Source organism: Streptomyces sp. NPDC054796 (assembly GCF_053611545.1).
The window spans coordinates 1-14,527 of sequence record NZ_JBSHAO010000065.1 but is presented as its reverse complement, the minus strand read 5'-3'; the positions used below and the strand labels follow the sequence as shown (position 1 = coordinate 14,527).

Below are 14,527 nucleotides of genomic sequence, written 5' to 3'. Positions count from 1 at the left end.
GGCCGCCGACCGTGCGCGGGCGGTCCCGGCCCAGGGGCGCGGTGTGGTGCGGTGTGATCCGGGGCGCGGTCCGTACGAGGCGGCGCGCCCGTCGCGCCTCCATCTGCCGGTCCCGGCCCTCCCCGCCGGGCGTGGGTCAGCCCGCGGGCGGCGCCGAGCTGGCCCGTACGATCAGTTCGGTCGCCAACTCGACCCGAGGGGAGTCCAGTTCCTCCTCACGGGCCAGCCGCAGCACCGTGCGCGCCGCCACCTTGCCCATCTCCGCGAGCGGCTGACGCACCGTCGTCAGCGGCGGGGACGCCCAGCGCATCTCCGGCAGGTCGTCGAACCCCACGACGCTGACGTCGTCCGGCACCCGCAGCCCGCGGCGGCGCAGCGCCTCGATCGCGCCCATGGCCATCTGATCGCTGGACGCGAAGATGGCGGTGGGCGGGTCCGCCAGGTCCATCAGCTTCTGGCACCCGGTGAACCCGGACTCGTGGTAGAAGTCGCCGCGCACCACGAGCGCGTCGTCCGCGCTGATCCCGGCCGACTCCAGCGCCGTGCGGTAGCCGTCGGCGCGCGCCCTGCTGCACAGCAGCCGCTGCGGCCCCGCGACGAGCCCGATGCGCCGGTGCCCGAGGCCCAGCAGATGCTCCGTCGCGGCGAGGCCGCCCGCCCAATTGCTGGCCCCGACCGTCGGCGCGTCCAGCGAGGGCGAACCCGCAGGATCCACGACCACGATGGGCACCTCCAGGCGCCGCAACTCCCGCTGGTGCGGGGGCTCCAGGGCCGACGTCACCAGGATGACCCCGTCGGAGGCCCGGTCCCGCAGGTTCTCCAGCCACTGCCGCGTGGCACCGGCGCGGCCGTGCGTCGCGGAGACCACCGTGCCCATCCCGGACGCGTGCGCGACCTCCTCCACACCGCGGATGATCTCCACGGCCCAGGGGCTGTCGAGATCGCTGAAGACCAGGTCGAGGAGTCCGGCCCGCTCGCGCGCCGCGGGTGCGCGGCGCCGGTACCCGTGCAACCGCAGCAGGTCCTCGACCCGCGCGCGGGTCTCGGGCGCCACGTCGGAGCGGCCGTTGACCACGCGCGAGACCGTGGGCACCGAGACCCCGGCCTCCTGCGCGATCGCGCTGATCGTGACCTTGGGCCGCGACTGTCCGGTCTCCTCGACCGCCATGGAACCTCCTCGCACCGCACGCCGACACCCGTCGACGGGCTTCCCTGCCGCCCCTGCCTTGCCATTTCCGGCGCACCCTCCGATAGCTTGCGGCAGTGTTCCGGAACATCCGGTGCCAAGTGAAGCAGAGAGGGAGCAGCACGAATCTACTGCGCGCCGGGTACGGGCCGCCGCGACGGCTCCCCGGCCCGGGCGCCTCGCTGTGCGGAGGCGTCGGCCGGTGACCGCAGGACCCGGGCCGCGCAGGCCGCGACGACGCAGAAGGCGACGGGCAGGAGAAAGGTGAGGTTGAGCGGGACGAGGTGGGTGAGCGGGCCGATGACGGTGGGGCCCGCGAGCATGCCGAGGTAGCCGAGCCCCGCGACGCGGGAGACGTTGACGCCCGCGGCCTGCGGGTCGGCGTGGCCCGCCGCGCTGAACAACTGCGGGACGCACCCCGAGAGGCCGACGCCGAACACCGTCCAGCCCACCAGGGCCAACGGAATCCACGGGGTGAGCGCGGCGGCGGTGAGGCCCAGCGCGGCGAGAGCCGCGCCGTAGCGGACGATCGCGACGGGGCCCCAGCGCGCGGCCACCCGGTCGGTGAGCAGGCGGCCGACGGTCATCGCGGTGGCGAAGGCGCCGTAGGCGAGCGCGGCGGTGGCGGGCGGCGCGGCCAGGACGTCGCGCATGGCCAGCACGCTCCAGTCGTTGGCGACGCCCTCGCAGAGCATGAGCATCAGCGCGAGCACGGCCAGCGCCCAGATGCGTCCGGGTGTGCGACGCCGGGCCACCGCCGCCTCGGGTGTCCCCTCGGCCGTCCGGGACGCCCCCTCGCCCGTGGACGCGGCGGCGTCCCGCGCGCGGCGTCCGGCCGGTCGCAGCAACGCGGGCGCGGCGAGCCCGGCGACGAGCACGCCGAGGACGCTCACCAGCCCCAGGGCCGTCGCCGCGCTCCAGCCCCAGGTGAGCGTGCGGGCGCCGACCAGGGCCGCGAGCACGCCGCCGACCGAGAACACGGCGTGGAACGCGGACATGACGGGCCGTCCGTAGCCGCGCTCGACCTCGACGGCATGGGTGTTCATGCTGACATCGAGGCAGCCGTTGCCGAAGCCGAGCACCAGCAGCGCCGCGCCCAGTGACCAGGGCCCGGCGGCCAGGCCGGGCAGCACGAGCGCCGCCGCGCACAGCGCCGCGCCGAGCGGGACGGCCTTGCGCGCGCCGAAGCGGTCGGTGAGCGGCCCGGCCAGCCGCATGCCTGCGAAGGCGCCGCCGCCGAGCAGCAACAGCAGCCAGCCCAGCACCGCGTGAGTGATTCCGGCGCGGTGTTCGACGATGGGGATGTGGACGATCCACATCCCCATCACGAAGCCGTTGAGGGCGAAGTAGATGAACGTGGCCAGCCGGGCGGCCCGCAGCGATCTTTCCATGACCGCGAACCTAGCGAACAGATAACGTGTTCGTAAGATGGCAATACGCGCAGATGTGGTGTTCAATCGCATCCATGCCGAGCACCGACCGTCTGAGAACGATCACGGAAGCCGTCCGCGAGGCCGGGGAGTTGAGCGTCGCGGAACTCGCCGCGCGCACCAGCGCCTCGGAGATGACGATTCGCAGGGACCTCGAAACGCTGGCGGGGCAGGGCGTGCTGGAGCGCTACCGGGGCGGTGCCAGAAGCCTGCTGCTGCGCGGCGAGGAGCCGCCGTTCGCGCTGCGCGCGGGGGAGAGCGGGGAGGCGAAGCGGCGCATCGCCGCCGAGGTCGCGGAGCTGCTCGCTGACGGCGAGTCCGTCGTCCTGGACAGCGGGACCACCTGTCTGGAGGTCGCGCGCCTGCTGGTCCACCGGCGGCTGACGGTGATGCCGCTGTCCCTCCACGCGGTCAACGCGCTCACGGGGGCCGCCCGGCTGAAGCTCGTGCTGCCCGGTGGTGAGCCGCGTCCCGGCGAACTCGCGCTGACCGGCCCGCTGACCGAGTCGTCGCTGGCCGCGCTCCGCTTCGACACGGCCGTCATCGGCTGCTGCGGCCTGAGCGCGGACGACGGGCTCACCGCCTACGATCTGGCCGACGCCGCCGTCAAGCGTGCCGCGATCGCCTCGTCCCGCCGCGTGATCGCCGTCGCCGACGCGGGGAAGTTCTCCCGCACGGCACTCGCCCACGTCGTGCCTGTCACCGCGCTCGACGCGGTGGTGACGGAGGAGTCGGCCCCCGAAGACGCCACCGGCGCGCTGACGGCGGCGGGCGTGACGGTGCGGATGGCGGTGTGACGGTGTGACGGCGCGCAGCGTGTGATGGTGCGCAGCGTGTGACGGTGCGGGCGTCGCGTCCCGCGCACGGCGCCACCGCGTCGGACGGGGGCGAGGGCAACCGTGCCGGGTCGGGGACAATGGAGGCTTGTCCCGCGCGCGGCCCGAGGCCGCGCCCCCTCGCGGCAGGAGCGCACGCACGGTGTCCCAGAAGTCCCCCGCCCCCTCTGGTCCCGACGCGGGTCCCGCACCGGGCCCCGCCACCCCGGACAGCGCAGACCGTTCCGCCCTCCAGGCGGACTGTGCGAACTGTTTCGGCCTGTGCTGTGTCGCGCTGCCCTTCGCCGCCTCCGCCGACTTCGCCGTCGACAAGAAGGCCGGACAGCCCTGCGGGAACCTGCGCGAGGACTTCCGCTGCGGCATCCACGCGCGGCTGCGCGAGGAGGGCTTCCCCGGCTGCACCGTCTTCGACTGCTTCGGCGCGGGCCAGAAGGTCTCCCTGACCACCTTCGGCGGGCAGGACTGGCGGCAGGCCCCGGACACGGCGCGGCAGATGTTCGACGTGTTCCCCGTCATGCGCCAGCTCCACGAGCTGCTCTGGTACGTGACCGAGGCGCTGGCACTCACCGCGGCGCGCCCCCTGCACGGCGAGCTGCGCGAGGCGCTGGAGAACACCGAGCGGCTCACCCTCGCCGACGCGGCGACCCTCGCGGCCACGGACGTCCCGGCCGTACGTGAGGAGGTCAACGCGCTGTTGCTGCGCGTCAGCGAGCTGGCGCGGGCCGGTGTCCCGGGCCGCAAGAAGAACCGCAGGGGTGCCGATCTCGTCGGCGCCCGGCTCAGGGGTGCCGACCTGCGGGGCGCCAATCTGCGCGGGGCGCTGCTCATCGCGGCCGATCTCCAGGGCGCGGACCTGCGTGGCGCCGATCTCATCGGCGCGGACTTCCGGGACGCCGATCTGCGCGGCGCCGACCTCACCGGGAGCATCTTCCTCACCCAGGCCCAGATGAACGCGGCCAAGGGCGACGCGGCGACCGTCCTGCCCCGGGACCTCGCCCGCCCCGCGCACTGGTAGGTGGGGAGGGCCCCTAGGGGATGGCGGGACGGCCGGATGGCCGACGGGCTGACCCGGGGTGGTCGGCCGGAGTACGCCCGGTGAACGTACGAGCGGTGCCGGGTCAAGTTCGCTCAAACGATCAGCAAGGGGGGTTCCCAGGGCCCTCATGATCCGTAAGGGTCGGATCATGGACGACCGCACCACCCACGCCCACGCCCACGCGCCCGCCACCACCGCACCCGCCCGTTTCCCCGCGCAGCGCAACACCGAGAGCTGGACGTTCCTGACCGAAGCCGTGCGGGACTTCCGTACCACCGGGGCGATAGCCCCCAGCAGCCGCCGTCTGGCGGGGCTGCTCACCGACGGGCTGCGGGAGCGGACCGGCCGCCCCCTCACCGTGCTGGAGGCGGGCGCGGGCACCGGTTCGGTGACCCGTACCCTCATCCCGCTCCTCGGCCGCGAGTGCCACCTGGACATCGTGGAGGCCAACGAGCGTTTCGCCGCCCGCCTGCGGCACCTCGTGCACGGCCACCCCCATCTGTCGGACCGGCCGGGCGGGGCAGGGCGGGTGCGCGTCCACCCCACCCTCGTCGAGGAGCTGGACACGGGACGGCGCTACGACGTGATCGTCTCCGGGCTGCCGTTCGCCAACCTGGAGCCGGACCAGGTCGAGACGATCATGGACCGCTATCTGGAACTGCTGCGCCCTGGCGGGACCCTCGCCTACTTCGCCTACCTCGGCACCGGAGCCGCCCGTACGCTGCTGGCGCCGCGCGCCGAGGCCGCCCGGCACCGCGAGGTGGAGTCCGTCCTGGAGCGCTACCAGCGGCGCTACGCCACCGGCTGCTGGAAGGTGTGGGGGAACCTGCCCCCGGCCAAGGTCTGGCAGCTCAGCTCCCCGAGGACCCCCGCGGCACCCGCACCGGCCGCCGCCGCGACCGTCTGAGGGAAGCCCGGGTGGTGGAACCCGCGTCAGGGGTCGGCATCAGGGAGGAACCGGGGGTTTTCCCCATGGCAGCGCCCGCGCGGCCTGCCGTAATCTCGTCGCGAATGGTCAGGAAAGCACCTGTGACCAGCGCATTCTCGACGTGACGGGGGAACTCATGAACCGGCGGCTCCGCATTCTCACGGCCTTCGCGGCGGCCGGTATCGGCGTGGGCGCGCTGAGCGCCTGCGCCCTGGGGCCCGCCTCGACAGCCGAGGACGATGCCTCGGTCACCGAGAAGATCACCTCGGTGCGTCTCGACAACAGCTCCGGCGGGGTCGAGCTGCGGGGCGAGCGGGGCAGGGCCGGCGCGTCGGTGCACCGCAGGCTCGAGTACCAGGGGGACAGGCCCGAGGGCGCCACGCACCGCGTCGAGGACGGCGTCCTCGTCCTCGGCGGCTGCGGCGACGACTGCTCGGTCACCTACACCGTCGAGCTGCCCGCAGGTCTCCCGGTGTCGGGCAAGACCTCCTCGGGCGAGGTCGCCCTCTCCCGGGTCGGCGCGGTGGACGTGGCCACGGACTCGGGCGGCATCGAGCTGGACGGGGTCGCGGGCGCGGTCGAGGCGCGGACCAGCAACGGCCGCATCGAGGGGCGCGGCCTGCGGGGCGGGCACGTCAGGGCCGAGACCAGCAACGGCGGCATCGATCTCGCCCCGGCGAAGGCGCAGGACGTCACCGCGAAGACGTCCAACGGCGCCATCGAGGTGACCGTCCCCGCCGGGGCCTACGAGGTGTCCTCGCGGACCAGCAACGGCGAGAAGGACATCGGCATACGGGACGAGCGGGGCGCCCCGCACCGTCTCGACCTGGTCACCAGCAACGGGGACATCACCGTCGGAACCTCCTGAGAGCCGCCGCCCGCGTCTCCCGCTCCCGGTGGGCCGCACCGTTCGCGCACCGTTCGCGCACCACTTGCGCGGCGCTGCCACGGCGCATAAGTTACCGCTTAGTAATCCGTACGGAAGCCCGCTCGCCGACGTCGGGAAGCGGTACCCACGTGCCACGGCCGTGCCCCGCCCGACCCGGCTCCGCCCGCCCGCCCGAGTCCGAGGGAGCCACCAGCCACCATGCCCGCACTCGACCGCCATGACGACGTCTTCGTCCTCGACATCGGCGACAGCGAGAACCGCTTCCACCCGGACTGGATCGCCTCCGTCAACGCCGCGCTCGACGAGGTGGAGAACGCCGAGGGCCCCCGGGCCCTGGTGACCGCGGCCACGGGGAAGTTCTTCTCCAACGGCCTGGACCTGGACTGGCTGTTCGCCCACGCGGACCAGCACCAGGACTACGCCGTCTCCGTCCAGGAACTGCTCGCGCGGGTGCTGGCGCTGCCCGTCATCACCGTGGCCGCACTCCAGGGGCACACGTTCGCCGCTGGCGCGATGTTCTCGCTGGCCCACGACTTCCGCGTCATGCGTGCCGACCGCGGCTACTGGTGCCTCCCCGAGGCCGACATCAACATCCCCTTCACCCCCGGCATGTCCGCGCTGATCCAGGCCCGGCTCTCGCCGCAGACCGCGCACACCGCCATGACCACGGCGCGCCGCTACGGAGGCCACGAAGCCCTCGCCGCCGCCGTCGTCGACCACGCCGTGGACGAGGACGCCGTGCGCGCGACCGCGGTGGAGATCGCGGGGTCGCTGACGGGCAAGGCGGGGCCCACCCTCGGCACCATCAAGGCCCGCATGTACGCGCCGGCCCTGGCAGCGCTGCGGGACAAGGACAACCCCCTCGGCTGAGACCGGTGAGACCGGCGCCGGGCCGGGTGACAGGACCGTCCGGGGTCGCCTCCGCACACGGCGGCCCCGGCACCCCCTTGCCCGGACTACCCGCGCGCGCCGCGCCCCGCCGCGGTGGCCGGAGCCGATGCGGAGGCCGAGGCCGGGGCGCACAGTTCGGCGAACAGCCGCTCCCACCGCGGATGCACGGCCTCGGGCGCGTACGCGCGCGCGGTCTGGAGCGCGGCGGCCCCCATGTCGGCGCGCAGCCCCTCGTCGTTCATGAGCTGGCCCATGGCCTCGGCCAGCGCCTCGATGTCCTCGGGCGGGACCAGCAGTCCCTCCTTGCCGTCGCTGATGACCTCGGCAGGACCGGTGGGGCAGTCGTAGGCGACGACGGGGAGGGCGAGGGACATGGCCTCGATCATGACCATGGGGAGCCCTTCGAAGCGGCTGCTGAGCACATAGAACGACGCCTTCGACAGCTCCGCGTCCAGCGTGGTCGAGTGGCCCATGAGGAAGATGTGGTTGTAGAGGTGGTGCTCGTTGATGAGCGCACGCAGCTCCTCCTGCTTCTCCCCGGTGCCGAAGATGCGCAGCTCCCAGTCGGGGTGCGCCTCCACCGCCTTGCCGAAGGCGGGGATCAGCAGGTCGAAGCCCTTCTGCGCGAAGAGCCGCCCGGCCGCCGCTGCCACGTGTGACGCGTAGGTGGTGTGCTGCCGCGCCTTGGTGTGAACGGCGTTGGGGATGCGCACGATCCGCGCGCCGGGCAGGAGCCGCTCGTAGTCCTGCTGATCGTTCCGGGTGAGGACGGCGATGGCGTGGAAGCGACGGTAATAGCGCGCGATGGCAGCGCGTACGTCGGACCGGTGCACGCTCAGGTTCATGTGTTCCTGGGCGACGAGGGTGACGCCCTCGGGCGCGAAGCGCGCGGTGAGGATGTTCAGCCCCGGCCGGGTGGGGACGAGTATGCCGTCGCGCAGGCCCTTCAGATAGCGGATCACCTCCCGCTCGACGTACCGGTCGAAGTAGCGGATCCCGAACTCGCCGTGCGGCACATAGCGTGCGGCACGGCTCGCCAGCCGCTCGGAGCGCCGCGTACCGGGGCGCCGTGTACCGGAGTTGCGGGACGGGCCGCCCGGTTCCGGCGTCCGCTCCCGGTCACCGTTCTTCCTGTCGTCGACGAGCGTGGTGATCGTCACGCGCGGGTCGAGCGGGAAGCGCGGGGTCGTGCCGCGCCGCAGGACGCTGACGATCTCCACGTCGTGTCCAGCCGCGGCCATCGAACCAGCCTGGTTGAAGACCGTGCGAATGGTGCCGCCGGTGCCGTAGGCGTGCAGCAGCAGGTAACGGATCTTCATGAGGTGCGTGGCACCTCGCTGTCCGAGGCGGAGGCAGTGGCGGTGGCGGTGGCATCGGCGGCGGGGGCGCACTCGATCGAGAGGTTGTTCTTGACGGTGTAGTACGGGCGCACCAGCGCCGCCCCGGCGCGCTTCCCGGCGGTCTGCGCCGGAAAGACCATGACCTTCTTCTTGTTCTCGATGTCGTCGAGGTGCCGCCCGAGCCGCAGCCGTGCCTCGCCGTCCGCGGTCTTCGTCGTGAGGTGGACGTCCCACTCGGCGGGTACGGGCGGCCGGGGGCCCTCGGTCAGCAGGTCGGCTACGGGGAAGTCCACGTCGAAGTGCGTGCCGTCCAGCGTGACGTCATAGGACAGCTGCTTCTCCTCGTGCCCCCTGGGGGTGAGGACCAGCCGCCACGGGGCGTCCGCGGAGGATCCCGGGGAGTCCGAGGAGCCCGGCGCGCCCTGTGTGCCGCCCCGCCAGCCGTGGAGGGCGCCGACCAGGCGGATGCGGCCCTCGCGCGGCCACACCTGCGAGATCTCGGCGTGCGCCTTGCGCTTGGCGCGCGGCTTGGCGCCCTCCTTGCGGCCGGTGTAGCCCCAGGCGGCGCTGATCTCCCGCAGCGGAGCGGGGATCTCCTCGGGGGAGGGCAGCGACCTGCCCTCCTGGACCTTTCCCGCGCGGATCTTCTCCTTCCAGTCGCCGAGTCCTTTGTGCAGCTCACCCTCGGTCTTGGACCCGTAGTCGAGCATGCCGGGCTCCCAGTCCACGCCGAGATAGGCACAGATCCCCTGGAGCACCGTGGCGGGGTCCTCGGTCAGGTCCTCGTAACGGACGGTGTGGCCGTCCAGGTTCTTACGGGCCCGCTCCACGGCTCGCATATAGCGGAGCGCGTCGAGCGCGGCCTCCTCGGGGTTCCGCTTCTCGGGGTCGGCCTCGTGCCATGAGGTGGCGATGGAGGCGGGGTGCCGCAGCAGGAAAAGAAAACGAGCGTCCGGCCAGCAGGCGGCCAGACGTTGGTAGGCGAAGGCGTTGCTGGGGGTCTTCTCCACGAGGATCCGCTTCCCCGAGCGGGTCAGTTCGCGGTGCATCACCCGGTCCCAGAGGAGGTGTTCCAGGTCCCCGCGATCGAGGCCGAGGGCCTCCATGGAGCGCTCGGCGAGCTTGGTGCTGTAGCCGACCTCCAGTCGGCGCACGTGGAGTTCGTGCGGGGAATGGAGCTGGGAGTGGGCGTTGAGAAGCAGTCTGAGCAGGGTGGATCCGGAGCGGACCGGGGAGATCACGAAGACCGGACATCGCAGCAGCCGGTCGGTCTCCGGGTCCTGCGGCGGACGGAAGGCCGTGTGCGGAGAGGCGGGCCGGGCCGCGGCGGCCGCTTCGGAAGCGCTCCCCGCTCCCGTGGCGGCCGTGGCCCCGGCACCGGGCACGCGCCGCGGGACCCTGCGTATCTGAAAGCCCGTGAGAGAGCCCAGTCCTCTGTTCAGTTGCCTGAGGGGATTCATGCCCGCCGACGCTAGCGGGATTGGATGAGAGCGGCTACGGAAGACTTTGAGATTTCCGTTAATGGCGGGGGGTCCGGACGGAGACGTCCAGTGAACGGTTGGACAGTGGCAGCCGCTTCGTCTCGGCCCCCGCCGCCGTGCGGGGCACGGGCCCGGGGTCGGGGCCCCGGGCCGTCGTGCGCACCTGGCCGGTCGGACGGCCAGATGGGGTGGGGGTGGAAGGGGGGTCAGTGCCAGGTGCCGCGGGCAGCGGCCACGGTGAAGCCGGGGCCGAAGGCCACGACGAGGCCCTCGGCGCCCGCGGGGGGTGGCGTCTGGTGGGTGCGGCGCAGGATGTCGAGGACGGCGTTGCCGCCCAGGTTGCCGTTCTCCGTCAGGGAGGTGTGGGAGTGGTGGGCGTCCTCGGGTGTGAGCCCGATGCCCCGTGCGGTGTCGTCGATGATGCGGGGGCCTCCGGGGTGGACCACGGCGAACTCGGGTCGCCAGGTGCCCAGCCACTCCTGGAGGTGGGGCAGCGCGTCCGCGGGTGCGGAGACGGCCTTGCGGGACGAGTCGAAGTGCAGGCCGGCGGTGTCCAGCCGTCCCCAGTAGCGGTCCTGCGAGTCGGGGAGGACGAACTCGAAGGTGTCCTCGATCGCGAACCCCGGGCCGAGCGGGGCATCGGTGACCAGGCAGGCTCCGGCGGAGTCGCCGAAGAGCGCCTTGTAGATCATGCTCTCGATGCTGTCCTCGTCGCGGTGGTAGACAGCCGACAGAACCTCGGAGACGACGACGAGGACCTTCGCTCCGGGGCGTGACCGGACATAGTCCGTGGCCCGTATGAGGGACTGGACACCGCCCGCGCAGGCCAGGTTGGTCTGGGCGAGGCGTGAGACGCCGGGGCGCAGCCCGAGCCTTTCGATCAACTGGATGTCCAGGTTCGGCACCGCCCACGAGGTGCTGTGGCTGGTGATGACGGCGTCGACCTCGTGCGCTTCGACCCCGTGCGCCTCCAGCGCGTGCCGGGCGGCGTCCTCCGCCATGGCGCAGGCGTCCTCGAAAGCGGTGCGGATGCGTTCCAGCAGCCCCTTGGCGGCCACGGCCTCGGTCAGCGGCCGGGTGAAGAAGCGGCTGGTGACCCCGCAGCCTTCCACGACGCGTAAGGCGACGCGCAGACGCGGGTGGTGGGGGTGGTGATCGCGGATGTCGTCGGAGATCTCAGCCGTGGTGATCTTGTGTGCGGGCAGGACTACAGAAGGTCGGGTGACGTAAGCCGACATGGCCGCTCCAGAAGTTTTGGATGCAACATGACTGAAAAAGTAGAGCAATAGTTAGCGCTTGCCCACCCCATATTTTCTTCCCCTCGGGTCGAGAAGGTCGGTTTACCAGCAGGTTTCCCGTGAATCTTCAAGGTGAAGACGACTCCGCGTAACCGGCCAGCGGGTTTGTTTCTGCTTCCCGGTCACATGTGGGCACGTTGATCCGGCCGCCTTTGGTCAACGTCCTTCAGGTGGTCGCCTAAAACCTGGCCTGTGCGGCTCGGGGTGATCTTGAAGGTGTTCTTTCCTGTTTCTTCCGGGGCTCTGTCTGGCCCTTCACATCCGTACTACTGTAATCCGCGATGACGCCTATTGGCCTGGGAGGGGCGCCCTTGACAGTCCAACTGAGATCCAGCAAACATACGGTGGCTGGTACACCCTTCACGTCCGTCCCGTCCGTCACGCTTCCGGCTCCACCGAAGAAATGCGCGGATGCTTCCCTTCCGAGATCCCGACTTGCTGCTGTATACGACCCCGCGGTCATTTCTGGGAACTTCGTAAACGTTCTCGGAGCGCGGGGATTATTCATGGAATTCTCAGATTGCTGAGGTTTCCCGAATGGTGACGAGAGGAACGAGCGCCATGCACCGCACAGATCCGACAGCAGCACGGGCGACGGCGGGGAGACCGCGGGGACGGGGCCGCCCACCGGCGTGGCAGGGCACGGTGCGGGCCCGATGTCGTGCCCGCTGTCGTCACGCGCCGGAGTGATCACCATGAACGGGAAGCCTGATCCTTTACGCGACCGCCCATGCGGTGGCGATCTTGAGTCGAGCTTTCCCCGGGACGGCCGCGCGCTCGGGAGCGGACCGGCCCCGGAGCGGTATCCGGAACGTGAATGTTCCATTCCGCAACGAGGGGGCGGGGAGAGCGGAGCCGCCGAATTGACGGGCCCGGACGGTGCCCCCGCAGGCGGCCTTTTCCGCTGCGCGGAGAGAACTCTTCTCCGTGCGCTCCGGCAGTACGAGAAGAACCTTCACGGACAACCGCTCGATGTCGCCGGACGAGCGATGCCGGGCGGATATCGGCACGCCCTCACGTCAGGCGAAGGAGGGGAATGCGGAGGCAGAGCCGAAAGGAAACGGCTCTCCGTGTCCCCCGCGCCGAGGGTGAAGTCGACCGGCCCACCGCGACGCCGTAGAACCCCTCACAGGGCCCGTGAGAAGGGCTTTTGTGCGGTGGTCCAGGATCGGTGGGCACAGCAGGTATGTGGCGGCACGGCTCTCGCCAGATCGAGGGAGCGTGCCGGGTGCGGGTGAATCCGTTCGGATGCGGTGACCCCCACGGTTTTCCGCCGCAGGAATTTCTTCATGTGCCTCCCTACCGTTACGGGAGGCCATCGAGAGGAGAATTCGTTTTGCCGCGCGCAGAGTTCACACAGAAGCAAGGGCCGAGAAGAGCGCTGCCTGGCCGGTGGCGTGCTGGAGTCGTCACCGTGACCGCGCTGACCGGTCTCACGGTCGCGGGCGCCCCACCGGTGGCCGCCGGGACCGACGCGGCGGACGCCACCGCCGACGCCACGGCCGGCGCTCCGGAGTACGTCACCCGCCCCGACCTCACGCCCCCGGACATCACGGTCAAGGGCGACAGCCGCAAGTCCGCTCCGGGCTACACCCTGATAGCCCCCAAGATGGACGCGACCGTCGGGCAGCCCCCGCCGGGCGGCCCGGGCGGCCCGCCCAGCCCGCCCGAGCAGTCGCCGCACCAGGGCGCGTTGGTGGCGGACAACAAGGGGGAGCCCGTCTGGTTCCTCCCGGCGAAGGCGGCGCATCCCCTCGAGGGCCAGAACCTCCAGCGGCAGACGTACAAGGGCAAACCCGTTCTCACCTGGTACGACGGCGAGGGCGGCGACAAGGGGAGCTGGGTCATCGCCGACGAGTCCTACAAGCCCATCGCCAAGGTACGGGCGGGCAACGGGATCACGACCACGGACCCTCACGAATTCAGGATCACTCCCCGGGGCACGGGGCTGCTCTACGCCAACGTGGGCGTCGAGGGCGAGGTGGACGGCGAACCGTCCATGATCATAGACAACGTCATCCAGGAAGTGGACATCGCCACGGGCAAGGTGCTGTGGGAGTGGAGGGGCCTCGATCACCTCGATGTCTCCGAGTCCTACGCGCGGCCCGACGCCGAGGGGCCGGGGCCGACCTTCGCACAGGACGCCTTCGCGCCCATGGCCGACGACCCCATGCGGGCGTACGACTACCTGCACATCAACTCGATCTCCCTCGACACCGACGGCAACCTCCTCGTGAGCGGACGCCACACGAACGCCGTCTACAAGATCGACCGCAAGACCGGTGAGGTCATCTGGCGCCTCGGCGGGAAGAAGAACGACTTCGCGATGGGGGAGGGCGCGGCCTTCGCCATGCAGCACGAGGCCGAGCGCGAGCGTGACGGGTCGATCTCCGTCTTCGACAACAGCGCGGACAGGAAAGAGGGAAGCGTCTCCCGCGGTCTGCTGCTGGACGTGGACACGAAGAAGATGACCGCCAAGGTGAAGGGCGCCTACCCGAACCCGGACGGTCTGGTGTCGGTGACCCAGGGGAGCACGCAACTGCTGCCCAACGGCAACGTGCTGGTGAACTGGGGCGACGTGGGCGCCTACACGGAGTTCTCCCGCAGGGGCAAGATCCTCGTCGACTCCGCGTTCCCCGACGAGGAACTGAACACCTACCGTGCCATCCGCGCGGACTGGAAGGGCTCTCCCGACGAACTGCCCGCGGTCGCGGGGCGTGACGCCGGGCGCGGCATGAAGGTCTACGCGAGCTGGAACGGCGCGACCGAGGTCGCCGCCTGGAAGGTCAGGGCGGGGAAGGACCCGGATCATCTGAAGCCCGTGGGCCTCGCCCGTAAGAAGGGCTTCGAGACCACCGTGCCGGTCAGCAAGGACAGCGAGTACGTGGCGGTCCAGGCCCTGGACAAGAAGGGGCGGGTACTGGGCACTTCGAAGGCCGTCGAGGTGGAGTAGGAGGACCAGGATCCGACGGTCCGGCCGCCCGCGGGACGCAGTCGCACCGCGCGGCCGTATGCGCGGGACGCGCCCGTACCGTCGAACTATCGCACCATCGCACCGCGAGGCCGTACCGGCCGGGAGACGGGACGCCGCCGCCCGGCCGGTACGGCGGTGTCCCGCCCCGTTATGTTTTTCGTGGTCCTGTAAGAGGGCCGCTGGCCTCCGGGCCCGGCATGACTTTTGCCCCCTGTCGCACGGATGACCTGGGGGGTGG

Annotated in this window: 11 protein-coding genes; 6 read left to right on the top strand and 5 right to left on the bottom strand. The window is 71.3% G+C overall.

Going from position 1 to position 14,527, the window contains the following annotated elements; genetic code table 11:
* Positions 1 to 136: 136 nt before the first annotated feature.
* The gene (locus ACWGJ2_RS34695; RefSeq protein ID WP_453350324.1) at positions 137 to 1,168 is read right to left on the bottom strand and encodes a LacI family DNA-binding transcriptional regulator; all 1,032 of its coding nucleotides are present in this window, start codon (positions 1,166 to 1,168) and stop codon (positions 137 to 139) included.
* A 146-nt stretch (positions 1,169 to 1,314) separates the two neighbouring features.
* Positions 1,315 to 2,577 (bottom strand): MFS transporter, encoded by a 1,263-nt coding sequence (locus tag ACWGJ2_RS34690; protein ID WP_453350323.1) that lies wholly within the window; start codon positions 2,575 to 2,577, stop codon positions 1,315 to 1,317.
* 74 nt (positions 2,578 to 2,651) lie between these two features.
* Here ACWGJ2_RS34690 and ACWGJ2_RS34685 point away from each other — a divergent pair, with 74 nt between their 5' ends.
* The 5 genes from ACWGJ2_RS34685 to ACWGJ2_RS34665 all read left to right on the top strand — a co-directional run bounded on the left by ACWGJ2_RS34685 (position 2,652) and on the right by ACWGJ2_RS34665 (position 7,175).
* Positions 2,652 to 3,413 (top strand): DeoR/GlpR family DNA-binding transcription regulator, encoded by a 762-nt coding sequence (locus ACWGJ2_RS34685; RefSeq protein ID WP_453350322.1) that lies wholly within the window; start codon positions 2,652 to 2,654, stop codon positions 3,411 to 3,413.
* Positions 3,414 to 3,594: 181 nt separating this feature from the next.
* Entirely contained in the window at positions 3,595 to 4,467 is an 873-nt protein-coding gene (locus tag ACWGJ2_RS34680) for a pentapeptide repeat-containing protein (RefSeq protein ID WP_453350321.1), read from the top strand.
* Positions 4,468 to 4,636: 169 nt separating this feature from the next.
* Positions 4,637 to 5,395: a class I SAM-dependent methyltransferase gene (locus tag ACWGJ2_RS34675; protein WP_453350320.1), complete on the top strand. Its 759-nt coding sequence runs from the start codon at positions 4,637 to 4,639 to the stop codon at positions 5,393 to 5,395.
* A 157-nt stretch (positions 5,396 to 5,552) separates the two neighbouring features.
* On the top strand, positions 5,553 to 6,284 hold the full coding sequence (locus ACWGJ2_RS34670; protein WP_453350319.1) for a DUF4097 family beta strand repeat-containing protein: 732 nt from the start codon (positions 5,553 to 5,555) through the stop codon (positions 6,282 to 6,284).
* A gap of 219 nt (positions 6,285 to 6,503) precedes the next feature.
* Positions 6,504 to 7,175 carry an enoyl-CoA hydratase-related protein gene (locus tag ACWGJ2_RS34665; RefSeq protein WP_453350318.1) on the top strand — a complete coding sequence of 224 codons (672 nt, stop codon included), beginning with the start codon at positions 6,504 to 6,506 and terminating at the stop codon, positions 7,173 to 7,175.
* A gap of 86 nt (positions 7,176 to 7,261) precedes the next feature.
* On the opposite strand, the gene ACWGJ2_RS34660 is transcribed toward ACWGJ2_RS34665, so the two are convergent.
* The 3 genes from ACWGJ2_RS34660 to ACWGJ2_RS34650 form a co-directional block, all read right to left on the bottom strand.
* Positions 7,262 to 8,515 carry a glycosyltransferase family 4 protein gene (locus ACWGJ2_RS34660; protein ID WP_453350317.1) on the bottom strand — a complete coding sequence of 418 codons (1,254 nt, stop codon included), beginning with the start codon at positions 8,513 to 8,515 and terminating at the stop codon, positions 7,262 to 7,264.
* On the bottom strand, positions 8,512 to 9,921 hold the full coding sequence (locus ACWGJ2_RS34655) for a sulfotransferase family protein (protein WP_453350316.1): 1,410 nt from the start codon (positions 9,919 to 9,921) through the stop codon (positions 8,512 to 8,514). Before ACWGJ2_RS34655 ends, ACWGJ2_RS34660 begins: the two co-directional genes overlap by 4 nt.
* 302 nt (positions 9,922 to 10,223) lie before the next feature.
* On the bottom strand, positions 10,224 to 11,255 hold the full coding sequence (locus tag ACWGJ2_RS34650) for a PhlD (RefSeq protein ID WP_453350315.1): 1,032 nt from the start codon (positions 11,253 to 11,255) through the stop codon (positions 10,224 to 10,226).
* 1,474 nt (positions 11,256 to 12,729) lie between these two features.
* Between ACWGJ2_RS34650 and ACWGJ2_RS34645 the strand changes: the two genes are divergently transcribed.
* Positions 12,730 to 14,268, top strand: coding sequence for an arylsulfotransferase family protein (locus ACWGJ2_RS34645; protein ID WP_453350314.1), 1,539 nt, complete (start codon positions 12,730 to 12,732; stop codon positions 14,266 to 14,268).
* Positions 14,269 to 14,527 lie beyond the last annotated feature (259 nt).

Coding starts and splice junctions, on each gene's coding strand:
- ACWGJ2_RS34675 (WP_453350320.1), top strand. CDS start 4,637: ATGGACGACCGCACCACCCACGCCCACGCCCACGCGCCCGCCACCACC.
- ACWGJ2_RS34660 (WP_453350317.1), bottom strand. CDS start 8,515: ATGAAGATCCGTTACCTGCTGCTGCACGCCTACGGCACCGGCGGCACC.
- ACWGJ2_RS34670 (WP_453350319.1), top strand. CDS start 5,553: ATGAACCGGCGGCTCCGCATTCTCACGGCCTTCGCGGCGGCCGGTATC.
- ACWGJ2_RS34650 (WP_453350315.1), bottom strand. CDS start 11,255: ATGTCGGCTTACGTCACCCGACCTTCTGTAGTCCTGCCCGCACACAAG.
- ACWGJ2_RS34685 (WP_453350322.1), top strand. CDS start 2,652: ATGCCGAGCACCGACCGTCTGAGAACGATCACGGAAGCCGTCCGCGAG.
- ACWGJ2_RS34665 (WP_453350318.1), top strand. CDS start 6,504: ATGCCCGCACTCGACCGCCATGACGACGTCTTCGTCCTCGACATCGGC.
- ACWGJ2_RS34690 (WP_453350323.1), bottom strand. CDS start 2,577: ATGGAAAGATCGCTGCGGGCCGCCCGGCTGGCCACGTTCATCTACTTC.
- ACWGJ2_RS34695 (WP_453350324.1), bottom strand. CDS start 1,168: ATGGCGGTCGAGGAGACCGGACAGTCGCGGCCCAAGGTCACGATCAGC.